This window comes from Paenibacillus sp. FSL H7-0940 (genome assembly GCF_037979415.1).
Taxonomy (GTDB): domain Bacteria; phylum Bacillota; class Bacilli; order Paenibacillales; family Paenibacillaceae; genus Paenibacillus; species Paenibacillus amylolyticus.
Window position 1 is genome coordinate 5,373,811 of sequence record NZ_CP150280.1, and the last position, 20,991, is coordinate 5,394,801.

A 20,991-nucleotide genomic window follows, 5' to 3' on the forward strand; every position below is an offset into this window, starting at 1 on the left:
TACCTGTATCGCTCTACCCCACTTCAGACGGACTCTTGCCCGTAAGCATTTTGAACACCTGGCTAAAATACGTTGCATTACGGAACCCCGTCATCTCGCTCACCTCATATACCATGTAATGTCCCGACTGCAACAGTTCCAACGCCCTCTGAATCCGGTACCCGTTCAAATAACTCACGAAATTCTCACCGGTCACCCTTTTGAAAAGTTGACTCAGATACTTCGGATGTACAAACAGCCCCTTGGCTATCGCTTCAAAACTAATCTCTTCGGCGTAATGAAGCTCTACATACTGTTTCACCTGCTCGATAAGTTTATTGCTTTTCTTCTCACCCATCTCCTTGCGTATCTGTTCCAGCCAGTCGCAGATAATACGATCCATCCAGCTTACCAGATCATGCAAAGCATATTTCGATTGAATTTCACGCAAAAAATCACTCATCGCCAGCGGCGGCGCTAACATAGGATGAAGTCGGTTCCAGCTATGCATCAACGTGTCAAACAGACTGACGGCCACAACCTGTACATCCTGTATCCCAACACATTTCCCCTCTTTCAGCAAAAGGCAAATATGATGCCATACCTCTTCCGCCAGGTCAGGTCGAATATCCGCCCAAGCCTCATTCCATTGACGAAGCAATAATGAATAATCGGTCACACTTGGTTCTGTTTCCTCAAACGCTTCATAGTGGTAGATACGACTTCCACCTTGGAACTCTGCTGTTTCCACCGCTTCCCTGCTCTCGAGATAGGAATCTATCACCTCACATGGGTGACTTTTGGATCTTCCGATTCCAGCACTCACTTCAATTTTCAGATACGTAAAGATCTGATCGATCATCCTCTCCACGAGTGGCAGGCATTCCTCCAAATGATCTTTATCTCCTAATAGAAGCAACACAAATACCTGATCCGAATAATCAACAATCTCTACCTGACCATTCATGCGCGCCGCGTGCTCCTTCACCGTCTCCTGAATAATATCGGCCGCCCCATAGCGGAGAAGCTGCCAATCCCGTTCTTTCATCCGTGTCAAAAATACGGGGCGATTCAGTTGCAGACTAATGGCGCGTGTCTGGGAGGACATATGAATGCCTATATAGTCCATGCGTTCTTTGGGCAGCTCGTCTGCCCGATATCGCGTAGTCAGCAGTTCGTGAAGAAATTGTTTGCGCAAATACGGAAGTACCCGTCCAACCTCCTGCTTGTACGTCTGCTCCAGTCGCTCATGCCGCTCTCGCACATCTTGTTCCAGTAGCACCTCACGCAGCACAGACTCAATCTCCTCAACCTCTGCCGGCTTCAGCAAAAAGTGATTCACCCCCCAGCGCATGGCTGCCCGGGCGTTCTCGAATTCGTCATATCCACTAAGAATGATGATCGGCAAGTGGGGATGATCACGTCGCAACGTCTGTGTGATCTCAAGCCCGGTCATTCCCGGTAGATATACGTCAGTCATAACGACATCTGGATGCATACGGTGAAACAGCTCCAGCGCATCCAAGCCATTGGAAGCAGTGCCTGCAATGCTGAGGCCCAGAGAAGGCCAATCGATATGATCTGTTAATGCCTTTACAATATGAGGATCGTCATCAACAAGCATAATGGTCTTCATCATTTTTCACCGTCCAGCCATAGATTTAATTGCTCGTCGGTCTCAATACGCGGCAGCGTAATGGTCACTTCCACTCCACCTGACTCTCTATCGCTCAGTTGAACACCATACCTCTTCCCACAATAAAGCTGGATGCGCTGATGTACATTCCGTACGCCGATGCCACACGTCTCTTCGAGTTTCCACCCCTCCGGCAAACCCCGCCCATTATCCGTGATACGAATGACGATATCCTCATGCGGGCCAACCTCTTCGTGCATATGCACCTGAATTCGAAGTGTGCCTTCTTCAGGGTGCCCGTGCATAACGGCATTTTCGATGAAGGGCTGCAAAATGATCTTGGGAATGTAACAACCGCGAATATGCGGATCGATCTGCTCCTGATATTGAATGGAGAACGGCAGCCGCTCTGACTGGATGTTAACGTAGCAACGGGCATGTTCCAACTCATCACGAACCCGTATAAACAATCTCCCTCCACTCAGTCCGATCCGTAATAACTTACTGAGTTGTACAATCATGCGACTGATATCCTTGGCTTCATAATCAAGTGCGCGCCAGTGGATCATGTCGAGGGTATTGTATAAAAAATGGGGTTTGATCTGGGCCTCAAGCAAGCCCGTCTGGGCTTCACGCTTGGCCCGGCTCTCATCCTTCACCTGTTCCATCAGCGTCGTGAGCTGTGAAGCCATGTGATTAAAGCCATAAGCCAAATGGGCATATTCCTCTGTAAACGAAAGTTGGACCCGGGTATCGAAGTCCCCTTTCTCCAGTTGTCTCATTCTCTTGATTAATTGTCGCAAAGGTCGGATGATCTGCCTTACAAACAGGTACGCTAGCACAGCCGAGCATAATAGTCCCAGCACGGCGATGCCAAGGATCTGCCAGCCTGCTTGTCTGAGCGGAGATAACAGTGTATATACCGGAATAGTCTGTACGAGGCGCCACTGAAGCATCGCTGGCCTGGAGTACAGCACCAATTGAGCACCTCCAGGTTGGCCGGAAACTACTTCGTACCCGTCTGCACCATGCTGGACATGTTCCTGAATCCATGCACTATCTATAATAGAAGAAGATGAATTTACAGCTTCACCCGTTTCCTGTACTGTACTCGCTTCATTTCTTCGATCCGCTCGTTCATTCTCCCCTGTTGGATCAACTCTCCCCATCTGCATTACGACATTACCAGCCGTATCTACCAACAGGACTTTTCCATCAAGCACCATGGGTACATCAGCAAACCTGCGTACGATGTCGGCTCTACTCAGTCGAATGAGTACATAGGCAACCGTCCCACCACGACTGTCGAAAATCCGTTGGGCGTATCCGACCAGGGATTGGCCAGATTCGTTCTCACGCAGCGGAACCCAAGCCGCATCAGCCTTTTCCAGCGTAGCAAACCAAGAGTCGTGTGCGATGGTGTCCACCGGAAATATGCGATCAGCCATAGTCACTGTCACTTCATTAAAGGCATCCGTATACAGTTCGATGGAAGTGATGCCTTCACTCACGACCATGGTATGATCCAGAATTCGAGAGACCTCTCTCCGCTGGTGAATCTGTGCAAGCCTGCCCGTATCAGCCGTTTCGAGCAGACTGGACAGTTCCCGATTGCTTGCCAAGGCATAGGAAGTTCCGGTTACCCCTGTGATGAAATCAAATCCCCGACGTGTGCTTTCGTTCAGAAGAGCCAGGCGTGCTTTGCTAATCTCGGCAAAGGTGACTGCTGAGAAAGACTGATATGCCAGCCAGACCACAACCGAGACGAGCAGGAGGTTAAACGCAATAAAGCAAGTCACCATCAACGTGGAGAGCTTGCTTTGTTGCAGCTTTTGATTAATAAATGAAGACCATCTTCCTTTCCCCATGGAAAAATCAACTCGTTTCGTCTTGGAATTACCCTTTGAGCCCAGAGGTCGCGATTCCTTCCACGAAGTACTTTTGACACACGATAAATACGATAAAACATGGCACCAGCGACAACACCGACATGGCAAACATCGGACCCCAATCGGATTGAGAGCTGGAATCAAGGAACAGGCGTAGACCCAGCGGCACGGTATATTTGCTCACGTCACTCAAGTAGATCAACTGACTGAAGAAGTCGTCCCATGTCCACAAGAACGTAAAGATCATCGTGGTAACCAACGCTGGAAAAGCAAGCGGAATGATGATTTTGGTGTATATCTTCACAGGACCGCATCCATCAATGGTTGCTGCCTCATCCAGCTCTTTAGGCAATCCCCGGAAGAACTGTACCATGAGAAAAATGAAGAAGGCATCTGTCGCCAGCCATTTTGGCACCACAAGCGGCAGATACGTATTCACCCACTCCAGGTGGTTGAAAAGGATATACTGCGGGATCAGCGTCACATGATGGGGCAGCATGATCGTCATGAGCATCAGGCCAAAGCAAATGGCTTTGAAACGAAAATTCAGTCGGGCGAAGGCATACGCCGCCATAGAGCAGGAAATCACATTGCCCAGCACCGCGCCAAGCGATAGAACGACAGAGTTAGTTAGAAACCGGGAGAACGGGTTGCCCTGAATTCCCGACCAGCCATTCATGTAATTTTGCCAATTCCATTCCTGTGGCCAGAACCAGGTCTCTGTAAAGATCATATGTCCCGGTTTGAATGAGCTGCCCAGCATCCAGAGGATCGGGTAGAGCATGACAAAGGCGATGCCTGAGATCAACACATGTTTGCTGACGACCCATGCTGTAGAGTTCCGTTGTCCAATCATGATTTCCCACCATCCTCATAGTGCACCCACAGCTTGCTACTGCGGAATACGAGCAATGTAAATACGCCAATCAGGATGACCAGCACCCAGGCCATCGCAGAAGCATAGCCCATCTGAAAGAATGAAAATCCTTTTTTGTACAGATACAGAGAGTACATTAGGGTTGAGTTCACTGGCCCTCCGCTACCATTACTGATAACAAAAGCCTGCGTGAACGATTGAAAGGATGTAATCAGCTGCATGACAAGATTGAAGAAGATAACGGGTGACAGAATCGGCAACGTTATATAGAAGAATCTCCGCAAGGGACCTGCACCATCTACCGCTGAGGCTTCATCATATTCGGGTGGAATCTGCTTCAAACCTGCTAGGAAAATAATCATGGATGATCCAAACTGCCATACGGATAACAGGACGATGGAGTACAGGGCATACTTCGGATTAGCAACCCAATCGGGCGCCTTAATGCCCACCATGGCAAGAACACTATTGAGCAGCCCGTCCCCACCCAGCATTTTACGCCACAACATCGCAATCGCCACGCTACCTCCAAGCAATGTCGGGATGTAATACACTGTCCGATAAATACCTAATCCTCGAATCCCTTTGTTGAGCAACATCGCTACCAGCAGCGCGAAAATCAATTTGACCGGTACGGATACAGCGACATACGTGAAGGTGACTTTGAGCGACTGGGTGAACAGTTTATCCGATGTAAACATCGTGGTGTAGTTGTCCAGACCGACCCAGGAAGGGGCGGCCAGGATACTGTAATCGGTGAACGAAATGTACAAGGATACCAACATTGGACCTAAGGTGAGAAATAACAATCCGACAACCCATGGGGCGAGAAATAGAAGTGCGGCTCCATTATGCGCATATCTCCGTTTGACCCGCCGGGTAGCTACACGCTCGATTCGGGCTTGACCGACCTGTGATGTCGTCATCTTCGCAACCTCCCCGCAGAATTAGAAGTCTGAGACAGTTTCAATTATTATTGACTCGATCCAAGCGTAGCCTTGGCTCCTTCAATAAACTGGGCAATGACATCTGGAGTATTGCCTTGACCGAAGGCGATCTGCTCGCTTGCGCTCTTGAAACTTGTGTCCACTTCGGCAAATCCTTGCGGGTATGGCGGGTCAATCTCGCTGGAGTTCTTCGATACAGTATCGATAAATTGGAAAATAGTTTGCTCCGCTTCCGGTAGCGTAGGCTGCATCTGTTCACGAATGCTGGAATTGACTGGCACCCCACGTTCAGAACCAAGAATAGCGGTTGCTTCTGGATCATTGACCATGAAATCAATGAACATGGCAACTTCCTTTGGATGTTTGGTTTTGCCATAACCGGAGAGGAACTGGCCTGGTTTCAGATATTCACCGATTTGCTTTTCACCTACACCATGCGGAAGCACTTGTATGCCAAGTTTATGATCCTGGTTTTTGTTCACCTGCTGGAATGTCAGCAATTGATTGGACCATGCAAAATCCATGGCAGCTGTGCCCAGTGAGATCGGGCGTGTCTCCAGCGCATTGGTTGTGGATGCCGTTATCTCCGCTGTGGTCACTCCACCATTCTCGCGTAGTGCGCTCCACATATCGAACCATTGTTGAAGCTCCTCGTTGGTAGCTGTCATTGTGCCACCATCAAACAATCCTTTTCCGGATTGCCGAATAAACACTTCAAACATGTTTGTTGTACCGGAAATATCTGCCGATCCATAGAACCCCTCACCTTTGGCTGCGGCAATCTTGGTCGCAATATCCCCAAAATCCTTCCACGTCCAACTCTCTTGTGGTTCTTCTATACCTAATTCCTGAAATACGGTGGCGTCATATATGACACCTGGTGCGTTTACTCCGAGGGTAATCGCATATAATTTATCGTCAATCGAACCGGCTGTAATCATGCTCTGATCATGATCCTCTGTCCGCAGCTCTTTGCTCTCTGTAAACGGGGTTAGGTCAAGCAAGGCACCACGCCGGGCAAAGTCAGTCAAAAAGGCGTAATCCATCTGGATGATGTCCGGTGCATTCGAACCAGCTACCTGTGTAGTCAACTTATCAAAGTAACCGTCCCAACCGGAATATTCAGGTTTAATAGTGATTCCCGGATGTTTCTCTTCAAACAATTGGATCACTTTGGTCGTCAGATCATGTCTGGTCTGTGATCCCCACCAGGTCATGCGCAGTTCAATCTTGCCTGATGAATCTCCTTCACTTCCACTTGCTTCCCCAGAAGAAGAAGATGTATCGGTGGCCCCTCCAGAACAGGCTGTAGCGAACAATAACAGGGACAGGCAGAACAGGGTTACCCACTTTTTTGTAATCATCATAAATGAATTTCCTCCCCTTCTTGCATTTATGGAATCGCTTACAAAACCTATTGTATCGGTCTATTACTGTACATGACATAAACAAAAGTAAGCTTTCCTGTCAAAAAAGTAAGGAGTTACAGGAATCAAAAACCACCAGGAATGATATTCCCGGCGGTGATGATCCCGTCTCAAATATGATTACGGATATACAACCGTATTACGTGGAGCAGAAGACTGTTGTATAGAAACGATAGTATGAAAATCAGACCTCGGTGGTCTGTCAGGAATGTGAGACGGCAGGTGAAGACACCCTGTGTTCAGCCAGATGTTTCTTCATTTTTGCTACTTCAGTTCCTGCCAGCATCATAATGCCTATTCCGTGATTGTCATTGGTAACGGTACGCAAGTCCTGATCATAATACTCTGCCGTAAACGCATATCGTGATCCGCTACACACGCCATGCACACTCCCTTGACGATCAATGGCTTTGCAGATAAGTCCCTTCCAAGCCCGCTCGGCAGCTGTGACATAAACTTCAGGGTCTTTGAACCAGCCAAAGCGTACACCTCTCGCAAAACCATAGGCAAACATCGCCGTGCAGGAGGCTTCTTCATACGTCTGCGGAACATTCAACACCTGATGCCACAACCCGCTTTCCCCTTGAAGCGCTGCGTACCCCTCACACAGCTCATTGAAGAAATCTATTAAGGCTGGGCGCTCGGGATGCTCTGTTGGCAAAGCTTCCAATACCTCTGTCAAGGAAAACAGTGTCCAGCCATTTCCCCGTCCCCATGGAATCTGCGTTGCCTGTCCGTATTTGAAATCATACACATGGGACATGATCTTGAACTCAGGCATAAACAGATACTTCCGATACAGTGAAAATTGTCTGGCGGCTTCATCCAATGCGGCTGAGTTGCCTGTCACCCGTGCATAACGAACGAGAAACGGCGTGCTCATATAGAGGTCATCTGCCCACATGGTATTCTCGGCATACTCCCCTACACATGTGCGATAAAATGCACCATCCTCCTGCCGTTCCAGGCGGGAAAGCATGAAATCTGCAATCCGTTCAGCAATCGGAAGAAACGTTGGTTCATGACACTCTGAATACGCTTCTAGCATGGCCGAACCAAAAGAACCACAGTTATCCAGCATTTTCAGCATGACCAATTGTTGATTAACTGCCGGGAAACCATACTGCTCCCGATCCCATAAGGAGTATTCATACATCTGGGTACATGCCTGCACATGCTCAGCCGCATAACGTGTAATGTCCGGTCTTTGCAAATAACGCCCCGTCCGTAGTAGACCATATACAGTGACACCCAATGGATAATCCCAGCGACCATAATTGGTCACACTGCCCACTGTCCATTTGTTGCTTAACATCGCGTTCTCATAATAAGGTCTGATCCAAGCATCCGGTCGATCCAAGCGCCAATACGTCTGTTCTAGACCCGTTTGATACACTCGGTCCGTTCGAGTCAGATCCGCCAAGTCCGGTTCAACCTCCGACTCAAAAGGTCCAACATATAACCAAGACTCTCCATTAGCTCCGTGCACACGCTGAGGAAGTTCCAGTGAGAGCGGCTTACCCGACACGGTTGCGTTCAAATTAAAATGCCAAGGTCCAGCCGTATCGTCATATTCACTTCGGACAAGCAGGTCACTCCGCCCAAAAGAGGCTGGTACATCCACCTCGAACGGGCCCGCTTCCTTCACTTGCGCCACAGGCTTGCCGCTAATCCATATACTTAGAGAACCGGAAGATTGACCTGACAATCGCACTGCATTCCCGGTTGAATCGTTATTGTTCAGGTGGGTCCAAGCATAAGCATGCTTACCAGCAAGATTTCCGTATATTCGCTCGAAAGCTGGCTTGGTTTTATCTTCATCAGACCAGCCTGTCTCAGGCAGCCAGTTCAAGCTGACGTCTGATTCTTTTCCAAGCAGGTCCGGTTGTTTACTCGTGGCTGGGTTCGGTTGGGAGAACACCCACCCCGCTTGCCCCTGTCTCTCCTGAAATGGAGCATATACATTCAAAATGCGCACTTTTCCTTCATCTGACCCAAATTGGCAGCCAAATCCGGCAGGGGTGTTTTTCATCTCCAGCCAAATGGTGTTCCAACCAGGCTTGATATCGATGCTGAGCTTCACCGTTGCGTCTGGACTAATCTCATCCATTACGGTAGAGCGATAGACCAACTGCTCATTGAAATAGAAACGAACAGGCCCATAACAGCGGACCAACACGTCCAAATTCCGGTCCTCGTCCCCCCAAACCAATGCAGCTGCGTAGGATATATGGTCTTTAGGCGCATCAGGAAAGCGTTTACTTAAATTCAGATCATAAAGCCCTTTTTCATTTTGCAAAATACCAGACTTCTGGAATACCCGATATACAAAATCAGCCTGCGCATTGGCTCCAATATACCTCTCGGCCAGTACCTTCAACACCTGATCCTGATCTTCTCCAAATCGGTAATACATGCTCTGCGGTTCACTGAAATAGGTCGTCATCGATGGCACACATCCTTCTCCCGTTGAAATAAAGTCTTATATCATAGCATTCATACCATCCACACTGGAGCACCAAACTAATATGCAGTGATTAAGTATAGCGCTTAACCTAGGTGGGTAATCCCCTTACCGGGAAATAGGTATGTCCCTTGGTTATCTTCTGAATACCGAATAATAATCCCAGTATAACTGACATGTTCTGTGGTGGCTACAGATTTTTGATTACGCTTTCAAAAAATCAGAAAATTCGGTTTTTACTTCGCCAATTACACCTTCATTGGGACATTAAATCAAAAAAACGGAAAATGTTACCGATATAGAAACTATATATGTTGAACTAATCATTTACACAGAAACGTAGAGGACAGAAAAAACTGAAAAAGCGAAGCGTTCGCCTAAAAGCTTTCTGAAAGAAAGCTGCATCGTAAGCATACGCTATCACCGGATTTTTCACTTGAGAAAAGGGAATCAAAAAAATCTGGGGATAACAGCGATTGGAAGGTTATTCTGTCATCGGAGTGTACGTGTGAATATATCTTTAGTTCAACTTATATAGATTGAAAAATTCCACTTTTTGTATCGGGAAGGAAAGATGCACATTGAATACTCTTGAATCTCTGGTAAATGCTATGCCTTTTGTTAGCCAAATGTTCCGTGACGACATATCCATATCCATTAATGATCATGAGAAAGTATTGTATTTTTCCGAAGCAAAAAGTCTGGAGATTGGCGTGAAGGTTGGGGATGAGCTGCATGATGATTATAAACATTTCAAAATGCTGACTAACAGAGATTCCCGTACCGTGGCACGCATGCCTGGTGATCTGCAGGGCAGACCTTTTGATGCCATTCTAATCCCTATTAAAGAGAACGATCAGGTCGTGGGTATATTGGGTGTGAACTACGCACTGGATAGTCACATGACACTGGAAACGCTGATCCGTGAAAATGAAACAACCATTAATGCGCTCGTCGGCGGCATTCAGCAGATTGCGGCACATTCCGAGGAACTCTCCGCGACATCGGAAGAGATTCTGCGCAATTCCAAAAAAGCTTCAGAGAACTCGGTCAGTGTAAGTAAAGTAACAAACGTCATTCGTGAAGTATCGGAACAAACCAATCTGCTTGGACTCAACGCCATGATAGAGGCAGCCCGTGTGGGCGATCAGGGAGCCGGCTTCGGTGTGGTTGCCAGTGAAGTACGTAAGCTGTCAGATCATACGAAACAAGCAGCAGCTGATATCGAATCATCCCTAGGCAGCGTACAAGATTCCATGAAACATATGGAGCAGGAGATCGGTCAGATTACAACCGCAACAGTGGATCAGGCCAAGCTTGTTACCGAGTTCATGGAAAGTATCGAACAGCTTAGTGAGACAAGCGCGAATCTGAAAAAGTTCGTACATCAGATGCTGGCGCTCGAATAACAATAGAGTCCCACAACAGAAAGAACAAACGATATGAAATGTACATAACAAATGATTTAGAATGTGAAAAGCCTCCGCTGACTTCCCTTTACAGGAAGTCAGCGGAGGCTTTGTTTCGTACTTGCGGTGATATCACCTTTACGGTTTATGCTCACACGGCTGTTATATCTCTACAGCGACGCCAAAATGGTCAGACACGACCGGCCCGTTTATACCGTTCAAGACCACGGTAGAAGATTTAGCCTGAATCGGACGATTGGAGAAAATATAGTCGATCCGAAGATCGCGTTTGTTATCTGCCCAGCCGGCAATGGCCTTCACCACGGTTGCTCCTTCATCCTTTTGCAATGCTGTGGTATACAGGTCATTCCAGCCTCTGCTCATCATATAATCATAGCCTTCACCACGCACTTCCGCGACATTATTGAAATCACCCATTATATATAACGGCTGGTCCATGTAGGGGGCAAGCTTGCTCTCCGTCAACTCCCACTGTCCCTTGAAAGGTTCCTGCGCATCATCCCACCAGTTATAGTGTCCATTCACAAACCAGGTTGCTTCACCTTGGACGACCGTCTGGATTCCCACAATTTTGCGTGTACGATAGTTGTTATAATCCCGCATGTGGGACACGTATTCCCCAAAAGCCTGCTTAATCGGCGTCCGGCTAAGGATCGCCAGTCCTTCATCGTATTTTTGAAACCCGACATGCGCGGGAATCCACGTCCAGTAATATTGTTCTGTCAGCTGCTGAAGCAGGACGTAGGCATAGTTGTCTTTTTTAATCACTGCATCGGGTTCAGTAGCATAATACATCTTCAGTTCTTCTTCAGAAAGCGCGACTTCCTGCATCGATTGGTTGACCTCCTGCATGGAGATCATATCGAATTGATGTGTATTAATAAAATCAGCCAGCTGACTGATCTTGTTCAGTTGATCCTCTTCCGCCCAAGCGTGTGTGTTTAACGTAAGTATTTTCATATGCTCTCTCCTGTTGTGTGTAATATGGCCGTTTCCCCGGCCTGCATCGTTCCTGAAAGGAATACATACCATAAGCATACACAATATGGTGCAATCATGCATTCCGTCCGCCAGCAGAACCGACGTGTTCATCCTGATTCCAGTTGGTCTAAAATAACTTCAAATTCTTCATAACCCATGCACGGATTGGCTCATAACTGATATGATGGATACAACAAATTTACAACATCACGTCATAGACGTGGTGATTACTGAACCTATGTTTACCCCAGGAGATGGAATGATGAACATACCGAATAACATGAGGATGGATGATGCGCAGTGGCAACAGTTGATCAGGCAGGTTGCAGAGCATTTTAATAACCTGACGATCATGCGCGGATTCCAATATTATAAACAGAAACGTGTCGGACCATTAACCTATTCCGAACAACAAGGGATCTCGGCCGTTGTACAAGGATCGGAAGAGTACGAGGTCACACTAAGCATGCAATCCCTGACTACAAGTCATTGTACCTGCCCGGTGAGTTCCGTATGCAAACATATGACGGCTGTATTAATGAGTTATGCCGAGCAACTGGAGCGACCTGTGCATGCGATTGTGAATGCGCACTCCAGTACTGCACTCAAACAAACGACCAAACCCGTCGGGGCCATGTCCGCAGGAATATCCAGCTATGCAGATGCCGATGAACAACAGGATATGGACATTCCGGACAACCAATACAGCCAGATCAAGGAACGTGCAACAGAGCTTGCTGATCTCGAAATCTCGGAATGGCACGAACTATTCCACTCCTGTCTGAGACGGCTGGGTACTGGCACAGCAAGCACATCCTACGTACAGGAAGCAACGGACGAGCTGTATGCCATTAAACCAAGGCTGTCCGCTGCAATGGACCAACTTTTTGAACTACATGTGCAGCTACACCTCATCCGATTCTGCGTGCCGCCGGCTCGTAATTCAATCACTCATACCCCCGTGTACTTGAGCTACCCTGCCCAGCTCGCGGTGGATGCACTTCAGAAAGACATTGAACGGATCTTTAACCATCCGCTAGACCTGTCAGGTCTAAAGGGAAACAAGCTTGAACAACTTTGGAACAGACTGTCTGAAACCTCGGCTTATTTACGCAAACAGATGATGCCTGAGACAGCAAGCATGATGTTTTTCACTCCGATCTATCGACAACTGTGGTTGAACTGGATCGTACCTGAGCTGCAAGGGTCGCGGGACATGTTAGTGTCGGAACAGGCCATCTTAGATGATATAGAACGCAATATAACCGCCGCTTCGTCACCTTCCCAGTCAGGTGGGAGTGTCTTGGGTAGCGCTCAAAATAATGGAAGTAGTAGTGATAGACCAGGCAAAGCCGTAACACTGCCTTTACCACTCATACTCGCGCAGAGCTGGATGCACTTCCATCTGGGGCAAGATGATCAGGCATGGCAGCGACTCATCCATGGAAGCTCGGCCTACGGTTTCCCGCCAGAACAACTGTTGCATTTTCTCCATGTACTCGCAGATTCGGCTGAATGGAAGCGACTTGGGGATTGGTTGGTACAACTTGGCCCCCTTCTGGCGAATCGGCGCAATACACCTTTGAATGATTACATGCATCTATGGGATACGGCCATTCAACATCTGCCCGATGCAGAGAACCGTATGTGGGACACGCTTGTCAGTATGCTTCCCCACTCCCGCCCCGCCTACGAGGATGCTATGCATTCGCGTGGACAGTGGCGCAGATGGATTGATTTTCAGCTGAGTACGGGAACGGAACCTCTCGAATTCCGCGTAGCGATGCTGCAACCAATCGAAAAAGATGCACCTGAGCTGCTGCTTCCCTTCTATCATCAGGCAGTGGAGCGTTATATCGGACACAAAAACAGGGACGGATACAAAGCAGCGGTGAAGCTGTTGAAACGTCTGTCCAAAATCTATAAAAAAATGAAGCAAGAAGCGAACTGGGAGCAATTCATCACCACACTCGCCGTTCGTAACAGTCGGCTACGCGCCCTGCAGGAAGAGCTTCGGAAAGGTAAACTGATCTCATGAGCTTAATTCATCCTTACACTGAAACGATTGAGGTTCACGTCGCTTTAACCGGATATGGCGATGCTTTGTTTTACGGAGCACTCAACACACACCACTTTGTACCGGGACAGTCGCTTAAGCAGCGATTGTTCGCTTGGCATGCGCCTTCCTTCTACGGGACCGAACTGGAAGTTCGGCAGATTGAGGAGATTGAGCTGGTTGTTCTGCCTGCGGAAGAAGTGATTCCCTTTTTTGCCGAGATGCATACGCTGCTTCATATTGAATGGAAGTGGGACGAACAAGCGGAACATCTGATTCGACTAGCTCCAGCACTGGCATCCTCCATAGAGAAACGAAAATACGTACCTAGCTTCGAGGCATACCGTGCAGGACAGCTTCAGTGGACCTGGGACCCGGATAGCTTGAAAAAGCAGGATCGGGCATCGCTTACGAAAGCGGTTCAGCAAACGGACGAGAGTTATGCCGAAGGACTTGGGGCGGCCTATTCCGCCTTTGTATTCCAACGCTGGTACAGTTCGGAAGAAGCTGCAACGGATCTGCGGCGTGAATTTCCGCAGTTGTTCCCAGAGCGCGGCACTCTCCCTAAGACAGCCGGAATGGACGCCCAGTCCTGGCTCGTATCTATTGGCTGGAAAGCAGATGCCGCACCATTCAGACCCATGCTGCAGTTGCAGGAACCGGACGAGGATGAGCCATCTTGGCGGCTGCGACTGGTATTGCAGAACAAGCTGGATGCCGCCGTATTGGTGCCCGTCATGCTGGATTCACGGGGCCGGCTTGAAGGGGAATGGCCAGAGGTATGGACACCATTCATTCTGGATCGCTCCGCCGGATGGCTGGATCAGCTGCGTGCCCATCTGCCCCGTCTCGGAAGCTCCATTAGCGGTAGACGCGATGTGCTGAGTGATCCTTTGGGAGATCAGGAAGCCTGGCAGTTCCTCACACAGGATAGCGGCAGGTTGCTCGCAGCGGGCTGGCAAGTTCTGCTGCCTGGTTGGTGGGAAGCAGCCCGTAAGAAGAAACCAAAGCTGCGTGCTAAGGTGCAGCCGGAGGAAGGCAGTGAGCGGGGACAATCGTTCTTTGGACTGGACTCGATTATTCATTTTGACTGGCGCATTGCGATTGGTGACACGGATCTTAGCGAAGATGAGTTCGCCGACCTTGTTGCCCGTAATGAACGACTGGTTCGCTTCCGTGGAGAATGGGTTCCTCTCGACCCCGACCTGCTGGAACAGATACGTCGTGCCATGGGCGGTGTAGATCGGGAACAGGGACTCTCATTCCAGGATATTCTGCACCTGCATCTGCTGCACAATGAGCAACGGGAATATCGCAACCAGAAATGGAAGGAAGGACAACAAACCGAGGAAGAGCAGCAACCACAGGATGATCAGAACATTCGGCTGGAAGTAGAACTGAATGAGCACCTGAACCGGGTTATTGCACAACTCGGGGGCGGACAAGGCGGCGCACCTTCCCTGCCCATTCCGACAGGGCTTCATGCCGAGCTGCGATCGTATCAGAAGGAAGGTTTTGCATGGCTTGGTTTCCTGCGCAGATTCGGACTTGGGGCATGTCTTGCCGATGATATGGGTCTCGGGAAAACCATTCAGTTCATCACGTATCTGTTACACATCAAGGATCATGAACCACGTAAGCCGGGACAAGCCCCGGTACTTCTGATCTGCCCAACTTCCGTACTGGGCAACTGGCAAAAGGAAATTAGCCGCTTCGCACCCTCCATTAATGTCAGTCTGCATTATGGCGCACGCCGATTAAGTGGAGAAGAATTCCGGGAGCAGACCGAGCAGGTGGATATTATTATCACGTCCTTTGCTACGGCTACACTGGATCAAGAGATGTTACAAACCTATACGTGGTCATGCATCTGTCTCGATGAAGCACAGAATATCAAGAATGCTCAGACCAAACAGTCGCTGGCTGTCCGCAGCTTCCCTGCGAAACACCGCATTGCCATGACAGGTACGCCGATCGAGAATCGGTTGTCCGAGCTGTGGTCGATCTATGACTTTATCAATCCAGGATATCTGGGCAACGCCCGGGCATTCCAGACTCGCTTCATCAGTGCCATTGAAAAAGATAAAGATGAGCAGCGCATGCAGGATCTGCAGCAATTGGTGAAACCATTCATGTTGCGCCGCAAGAAAAAAGATCCCAATATCCAGCTTGATCTGCCGGACAAAAACGAGATGAAGACTTACATTCATCTTACGGGCGAACAAAGTGCATTGTATGACCAGTCCGTACAGGCCCTGATGGATAAAATGAAAGAGCTGGAAGGCATCAAGCGCAAAGGTGCCATTCTATCGGCGTTAACCCAGCTCAAGCAGCTGTGTGACCACCCTCTGCTGTTGACCAAAGAGGCTTTGCCAGAGGAACTGCCCGAAGACGGCGCATTGACATCTGCTTATGACGTGTACAGCCCGCAGGATATGGCGATGCTGATTAGTCGCTCCGCGAAGCTGGAACGACTGATGGAACTTGTCCGGGAATTGCGGGACGAAGGCGAGCGATGCCTTATTTTCACCCAATACATCGGTATGGGACAGATGCTGCAACAGGTACTGCGTCAGGAGTTGCAGGAGCCTGTGCTGTATCTGCACGGGGGGACCTCCAAAACGGCACGGGATCGTATGATTGAGGAATTCCAATCCCGTACATTGCCTGAGGATAAGCAACCGTCCGTCTTCATTCTGTCTATCAAGGCAGGCGGTGTGGGATTGAATCTGACCGCAGCCAACCATGTGTTCCATTTTGACCGCTGGTGGAACCCTGCTGTTGAGAATCAAGCCACCGACCGGGCTTACCGGATGGGTCAGACCAAAGATGTTCAGGTGCATAAGTTCATCTCTCTTGGCACATTGGAGGAGCGGATCGACGAGATGTTGGAGAGCAAACAGCAGCTCAGCGATAACATCATCACAAGCTCTGAGAACTGGATTACCGAATTGTCGACGGACGAGTTGCAGGATCTGTTCACTCGGCGTCGTGACTGGTCGGGCTAACTTGAATTGAAGAAAACAGTATACAGACTGGGTCCACACCCGGAATAGATGAGATATATCATAAAAAAGAGAAATACAAAAAGAGCGAAGTTTCGGAAAGTAAATTCCGGCTTCGCTTTTTTTGTGTTGTTGCAGTTAATTATCCGTTCTTAACGCATGTTACCGATGATGGATGATCTTGAATCCTGCATTTTTTTGACAAAGTTTGTCATGACATCAAACGCTTCATTGCGCTTGTTGGACATGGACTGCAGACGAAGCATGTCCATCTGTTGCGAGTTGCTTGCAGCATCAATTTGACCTTTCAGCTTTTGAACAGCTGCTTCATCCCCGTTTTGCTGGGCTACCTGCAATTGAGAGTTCAACTCCGCGATCTGTTGATTACGGTTCTGTACTTCCTGGATTTGCGTTTGCAATTGCGCATCCAGCAATTTGGCGCGTTCGCTCTGAACCATCATCAAAGCCGTTTCGATATCCATACTGCTAATGTTGATAGGTGTTACGCCAGAGATGTTGGAGACTGAAACTGTGCTCGCTGAAGCTGAAGAGACGATGGATACTGCAGCAACAGCAGCAACCACTGTTGAAGCGAAAAATTTGCCTGAACGTTTCATGAATGTTCCTCCAAGTATATATGTAATTTGTACCAGTTTTTTGTTGGCATCTTCCGCCATTCTAAATCAAAAGAACTAGTTGTACAATCAAATTAACTTCAAATTTGAATTAATTTCGTTTCCCCTTACACACGGCTACCTCCGCTTACAATTTGAGTAAATTAAGCAGGGCATAATAAGTAAAAGTACATTCTTACAGGCATATTTACTACGACTAGATTGTTCTTTACTCCTACGCTTGAAAGTCACATTGGAGATCGACGATACGCTCATGATTTTACTTTGGAAAATGGTTATGTTATATTTAATAATATATTTTACACAATTTAATTTTGTGATATTCATTATAAATTTATGTTATATATTTTACGGGAGGTTTTAATATGAAAAAGATACTGGTTGTTCTAACAAATGTAGATAAGTACGCAACAAAGGACGAGCCTACTGGCTTGTGGCTGAGCGAAGCAACTCATTTTATTGAAGAGTTTGACCATAATGACAATGTTCAGATCGATCTGGTCAGCCCTAAAGGCGGGAACGTACCTCTTGATCCGAAAAGTCTGGGCGACTCTCTGGATGAGAGCACCAAAGCCTATTTCGAGAACGAAACGTTCATGAACCAATTGAAAAATACGTTGAAACCTGGCGAAGTAAACGCGAGTGACTACGATGCAATCTACTTCACAGGAGGTCACGGTACAATGTGGGATTTCCCGGACAATGCCGAACTTCAAGAGCTTTCTCGTGATATCTATGAAAAAGGTGGCGTTGTATCCGGCGTGTGCCACGGGGTTACAGCCCTGTTGAATGTGAAGCTGTCCAACGGCCTGCTATTGATCAACGACAAAACCGTTTCCGGCTTCACGAATGAAGAAGAAACATTGGCTCAACAAACCGAGTATGTTCCTTTCCTGCTGGAAGATGCTTTGAGAGAACGCGCTGCACAATATGATAAAGCTGCTGCCTTCAGTTCCTATGTCACAACAGATGGCCGCGTGGTCACAGGACAGAATCCGCAATCTAGCAAAGCTGTAGCTGAAAGTGTTAAACAACTGCTGGGTCTGTAAAATAAACCGATCGATCCCTCTCCTCCCCCAGGAGATCATATAGATGTACAAAGCAAAACAGCACGTGATCCGTCATAATCTGACAGAACACATGCTGTTTTTTTCTAGTGATTTGTCGAAGTAGAAACTTCCGTTGCTGTTCCTCCAGACAAACGCTTCACGATATAAGGCACGGTCACCGATGTCAGGATCACGGCAAACGCAATCTGAGCGATAGCTGTGTCCACATATGGCGCATACGTCGGATTGAATTCTGCCGCCATCGATGGCACGACCATGGACAATCCAGCAACCGAACATGTCGCAGCCGCTGCGTAACCGGGTCGTCTTAATATCGTTCGATCGATTCCAATGAGCGGTAACATGCAGATCAGCAAAAATAACACTGTGACCAGCAAGCCGGACAGACTGGACTGAAATGCAATACGCAGATCAATATTGGACCCGAAGCTGGTACCTAGAAAAGGCAGCAGAATCAGTGTTCCCGGAGCGAACATCTTCTGTATATTGCTGTCCAGGTTACCAAGCAGTATCCCGATCAAGAAAGGTACTAGCGTAGCAAGTACACTAAGATAATCGATACCGACGCCACTTGCCGAATTCAATATCATGACCGGAATAACCGGTACGGCGATCAGATTCAGAATGCCAAACGCAGCACGATCCACATCATCTCCATACGTGTTCATCAAGGCCAGATATAATCCTGGATTACAACTGGTCAGAACGGCAATGAAGGCTACCGCAGAAACTCCCCCGACCCCACTTATGCCAAAAAAGTGTACAAACGCCCATCCGAACAGGCAGCTGATGAGGATGCGTGAAATACAGAGCACCCCTGCTCTCTTCAAAGTCACCAGAAGCTGTGACAAGTTAAGCTGTGTTCCTGATATCAGTAAAATCATACCGATCAGCACCATGGTACCTTTCGATGTGAACAGCGCTGTTGTTGGATCTCCGATCTGAAAAAATGATGGAAACACCGTGTTGATGACCGCGGCGGCCAGCATAGGAACAATCAGTAAGCCGCCGGGTATTTTTTGGATACGACCCAAAATGTTCATGGTGCGTTACAGTTCTGCTCCGTTGGTACGAATCACATTCTGATACCAGAAGAAGGAATCCTTACGATATCTTTTCAGCGTACCATTGCCATAGTCGTCCTGATCCACATAGATAAATCCGTACCGTTTGCTCATCTCGGAGGTCCCTGAACTGATCATGTCGATTGGTCCCCACATCGTGTATCCCAACACTTCGACCCCATCCGCAATGGCGAGTCCCATCTGTTCGATATGTTTGCTCAGAAAATCAATCCGGTAAGGATCGTTGATCGTTCCATCTTCATTCAGTTTATCGTAGAAACCTGAGCTATTCTCCAGAATGAAGACAGGTTTTTGATACCGATCATAGACGAGATTAAGCGTATACCGCAGGCCAATGGGATCAACCTGCCAACCCCACTCGTTAGCGGGCAGATGTGGGTTTTTATATACGCTGTGTACATTACCTGCCGTTAGTTCGAGCTGCTCCGTATCACTGCTGGAAATCATCGAGTTGTAATACGACATCCCCACGAAATCAGCCGTGTGTGCACTAATGCTATCCAGATCGCCGTCCTCGATGTTCAACTGGATTTCCTTGTTTTTGAAATACGTTTTACTATAGTAAGGGTACTCGCCTTTATTGAGCACATCGAGATAGAACTGATTTTTCATCTGATCATCCTGTTGCATCTGGAGTGCGTCCTCCGGCTTGCAAGTGTAAGGATACGTTGTAAAATAAGCCACCATACTTCCGATCTGGTTATTCGGATCAATCTCATGAGCCATCTTGGTTGCTCTAGACGCAGCTACAAATTGATGATGCAGCCCCTGGAACAGCATTTCTTCATAATTTGGAGCATCATAATCAATGATTCCCAGCGTCTTGGCCGATGCTTTCACGCTCATGTTGATCTCATTGAACGTCACCCAATATTTCACTTTGCCCTTGTAGCGATTAAACAGCACATCACAATAGTTCACATACAGATCGATCAATTTGCGGTTATACCATCCTCCGAACTTGTCCATCAGTACGATTGGCGTATCAAAGTGACTGATGGTGATCAGGGGCTCCATACCGTGTTTAAGACATTCATCAATAACCTGATCATAGAACTCTAGTGCCTTTTCGTTCGGAGCGGCATTGTCGCCACCCGGAAATACTCTGGCCCATGAAATGGAATAACGGAATACTTTGAAGCCCATCTCGGCAAACAAGGCGATATCCTCACGGAAGTTATGATAAAAATCGATTCCCCGGCGCTTCGGATATTTCACGGTATCCGGGTCATTCCTGGCCTCTTCAATCATCTCCCAATTCACTCTGATCTGCTTGGTCACTTTGCGATCGTTCTTCTCGTTAAACTTCATCACTTCTGGGATGGTCAGACTCTTGCCGTCCACATTATAAGCTCCCTCTGCCTGACAGGCAGACAGTGCACCGCCCCATAAAAAATCTTTTGGAAAATTGGAATTTGTCATTTTAGTTTCCTCCTGTTATTACGTGTTATTAAGGTCTTATTAAGACCATCTAGCTTGTAACTCGTAGCTGGACCAGTGAAAAGATGAG

The 20,991-nt window shown here is 48.0% G+C and carries 14 protein-coding genes; 4 read left to right on the forward strand and 10 right to left on the reverse strand.

The window, feature by feature from the left end; genetic code table 11:
- Positions 1–13 precede the first annotated feature (13 nt).
- The 6 genes from MHB71_RS23780 to MHB71_RS23805 form a co-directional block, all read right to left on the reverse strand.
- The gene (locus MHB71_RS23780) at positions 14–1,618 is read right to left on the reverse strand and encodes a response regulator (protein WP_340027861.1); all 1,605 of its coding nucleotides are present in this window, start codon (positions 1,616–1,618) and stop codon (positions 14–16) included.
- Positions 1,615–3,483: a sensor histidine kinase gene (locus MHB71_RS23785; RefSeq protein WP_340027862.1), complete on the reverse strand. Its 1,869-nt coding sequence runs from the start codon at positions 3,481–3,483 to the stop codon at positions 1,615–1,617. The genes MHB71_RS23780 and MHB71_RS23785 overlap by 4 nt, the downstream gene beginning before the upstream one ends.
- 28 nt (positions 3,484–3,511) lie before the next feature.
- The gene (locus tag MHB71_RS23790; protein WP_047841525.1) at positions 3,512–4,360 is read right to left on the reverse strand and encodes a carbohydrate ABC transporter permease; all 849 of its coding nucleotides are present in this window, start codon (positions 4,358–4,360) and stop codon (positions 3,512–3,514) included.
- A complete protein-coding gene (locus tag MHB71_RS23795; protein ID WP_340027863.1) occupies positions 4,357–5,307 on the reverse strand; it encodes a sugar ABC transporter permease in 951 nt (316 codons plus the stop codon). Before MHB71_RS23795 ends, MHB71_RS23790 begins: the two co-directional genes overlap by 4 nt.
- Positions 5,308–5,354: 47 nt before the next feature.
- Entirely contained in the window at positions 5,355–6,695 is a 1,341-nt protein-coding gene (locus tag MHB71_RS23800; protein ID WP_340027864.1) for an ABC transporter substrate-binding protein, read from the reverse strand.
- A 262-nt stretch (positions 6,696–6,957) separates the two neighbouring features.
- Positions 6,958–9,201 (reverse strand): glycoside hydrolase family 88 protein, encoded by a 2,244-nt coding sequence (locus MHB71_RS23805; protein WP_340030220.1) that lies wholly within the window; start codon positions 9,199–9,201, stop codon positions 6,958–6,960.
- 599 nt (positions 9,202–9,800) lie between these two features.
- On the opposite strand from MHB71_RS23805, the gene MHB71_RS23810 reads away from it, so the two are divergent.
- Complete coding sequence (locus MHB71_RS23810) at positions 9,801–10,628, forward strand: methyl-accepting chemotaxis protein (protein WP_017691152.1); 828 nt, start codon at positions 9,801–9,803, stop codon at positions 10,626–10,628.
- Positions 10,629–10,790: 162 nt separating this feature from the next.
- On the opposite strand, the gene MHB71_RS23815 is transcribed toward MHB71_RS23810, so the two are convergent.
- Entirely contained in the window at positions 10,791–11,609 is an 819-nt protein-coding gene (locus tag MHB71_RS23815; protein WP_340027866.1) for an endonuclease/exonuclease/phosphatase family protein, read from the reverse strand.
- 280 nt (positions 11,610–11,889) lie between these two features.
- Between MHB71_RS23815 and MHB71_RS23820 the strand changes: the two genes are divergently transcribed.
- Positions 11,890–13,668: a hypothetical protein gene (locus MHB71_RS23820; RefSeq protein ID WP_340027867.1), complete on the forward strand. Its 1,779-nt coding sequence runs from the start codon at positions 11,890–11,892 to the stop codon at positions 13,666–13,668.
- Between the two features lie 5 nt (positions 13,669–13,673).
- A complete protein-coding gene (locus MHB71_RS23825) occupies positions 13,674–16,694 on the forward strand; it encodes a DEAD/DEAH box helicase (protein ID WP_340030221.1) in 3,021 nt (1,006 codons plus the stop codon).
- Positions 16,695–16,843: 149 nt separating this feature from the next.
- Here MHB71_RS23825 and MHB71_RS23830 read toward each other — a convergent pair whose 3' ends face one another.
- Positions 16,844–17,308 carry a hypothetical protein gene (locus tag MHB71_RS23830; protein WP_051447427.1) on the reverse strand — a complete coding sequence of 155 codons (465 nt, stop codon included), beginning with the start codon at positions 17,306–17,308 and terminating at the stop codon, positions 16,844–16,846.
- Positions 17,309–17,691: 383 nt separating this feature from the next.
- Here MHB71_RS23830 and MHB71_RS23835 point away from each other — a divergent pair, with 383 nt between their 5' ends.
- Positions 17,692–18,375, forward strand: a complete 684-nt coding sequence (locus MHB71_RS23835) for a type 1 glutamine amidotransferase domain-containing protein (RefSeq protein ID WP_100526493.1) — start codon at positions 17,692–17,694, stop codon at positions 18,373–18,375.
- 104 nt (positions 18,376–18,479) lie between these two features.
- Here MHB71_RS23835 and MHB71_RS23840 read toward each other — a convergent pair whose 3' ends face one another.
- A complete protein-coding gene (locus MHB71_RS23840; protein ID WP_340027868.1) occupies positions 18,480–19,439 on the reverse strand; it encodes a 2-keto-3-deoxygluconate permease in 960 nt (319 codons plus the stop codon).
- Positions 19,440–19,445: 6 nt separating this feature from the next.
- Positions 19,446–20,903, reverse strand: coding sequence for a family 1 glycosylhydrolase (locus MHB71_RS23845; RefSeq protein WP_340027869.1), 1,458 nt, complete (start codon positions 20,901–20,903; stop codon positions 19,446–19,448).
- Positions 20,904–20,991: the final 88 nt, after the last annotated feature.

Bases quoted from the DNA above. Each gene is read 5' to 3' on its own strand.
- MHB71_RS23815 (WP_340027866.1), bottom strand. From the start codon at position 11,609: ATGAAAATACTTACGTTAAACACACACGCTTGGGCGGAAGAGGATCAA.
- MHB71_RS23805 (WP_340030220.1), bottom strand. From the start codon at position 9,201: ATGACGACCTATTTCAGTGAACCGCAGAGCATGTATTACCGATTTGGA.
- MHB71_RS23820 (WP_340027867.1), top strand. From the start codon at position 11,890: ATGATGAACATACCGAATAACATGAGGATGGATGATGCGCAGTGGCAA.
- MHB71_RS23795 (WP_340027863.1), bottom strand. From the start codon at position 5,307: ATGACGACATCACAGGTCGGTCAAGCCCGAATCGAGCGTGTAGCTACC.
- MHB71_RS23780 (WP_340027861.1), bottom strand. From the start codon at position 1,618: ATGATGAAGACCATTATGCTTGTTGATGACGATCCTCATATTGTAAAG.
- MHB71_RS23830 (WP_051447427.1), bottom strand. From the start codon at position 17,308: ATGAAACGTTCAGGCAAATTTTTCGCTTCAACAGTGGTTGCTGCTGTT.
- MHB71_RS23840 (WP_340027868.1), bottom strand. From the start codon at position 19,439: ATGAACATTTTGGGTCGTATCCAAAAAATACCCGGCGGCTTACTGATT.
- MHB71_RS23785 (WP_340027862.1), bottom strand. From the start codon at position 3,483: ATGGGGAAAGGAAGATGGTCTTCATTTATTAATCAAAAGCTGCAACAA.
- MHB71_RS23835 (WP_100526493.1), top strand. From the start codon at position 17,692: ATGAAAAAGATACTGGTTGTTCTAACAAATGTAGATAAGTACGCAACA.
- MHB71_RS23790 (WP_047841525.1), bottom strand. From the start codon at position 4,360: ATGATTGGACAACGGAACTCTACAGCATGGGTCGTCAGCAAACATGTG.
- MHB71_RS23845 (WP_340027869.1), bottom strand. From the start codon at position 20,903: ATGACAAATTCCAATTTTCCAAAAGATTTTTTATGGGGCGGTGCACTG.
- MHB71_RS23800 (WP_340027864.1), bottom strand. From the start codon at position 6,695: ATGATGATTACAAAAAAGTGGGTAACCCTGTTCTGCCTGTCCCTGTTA.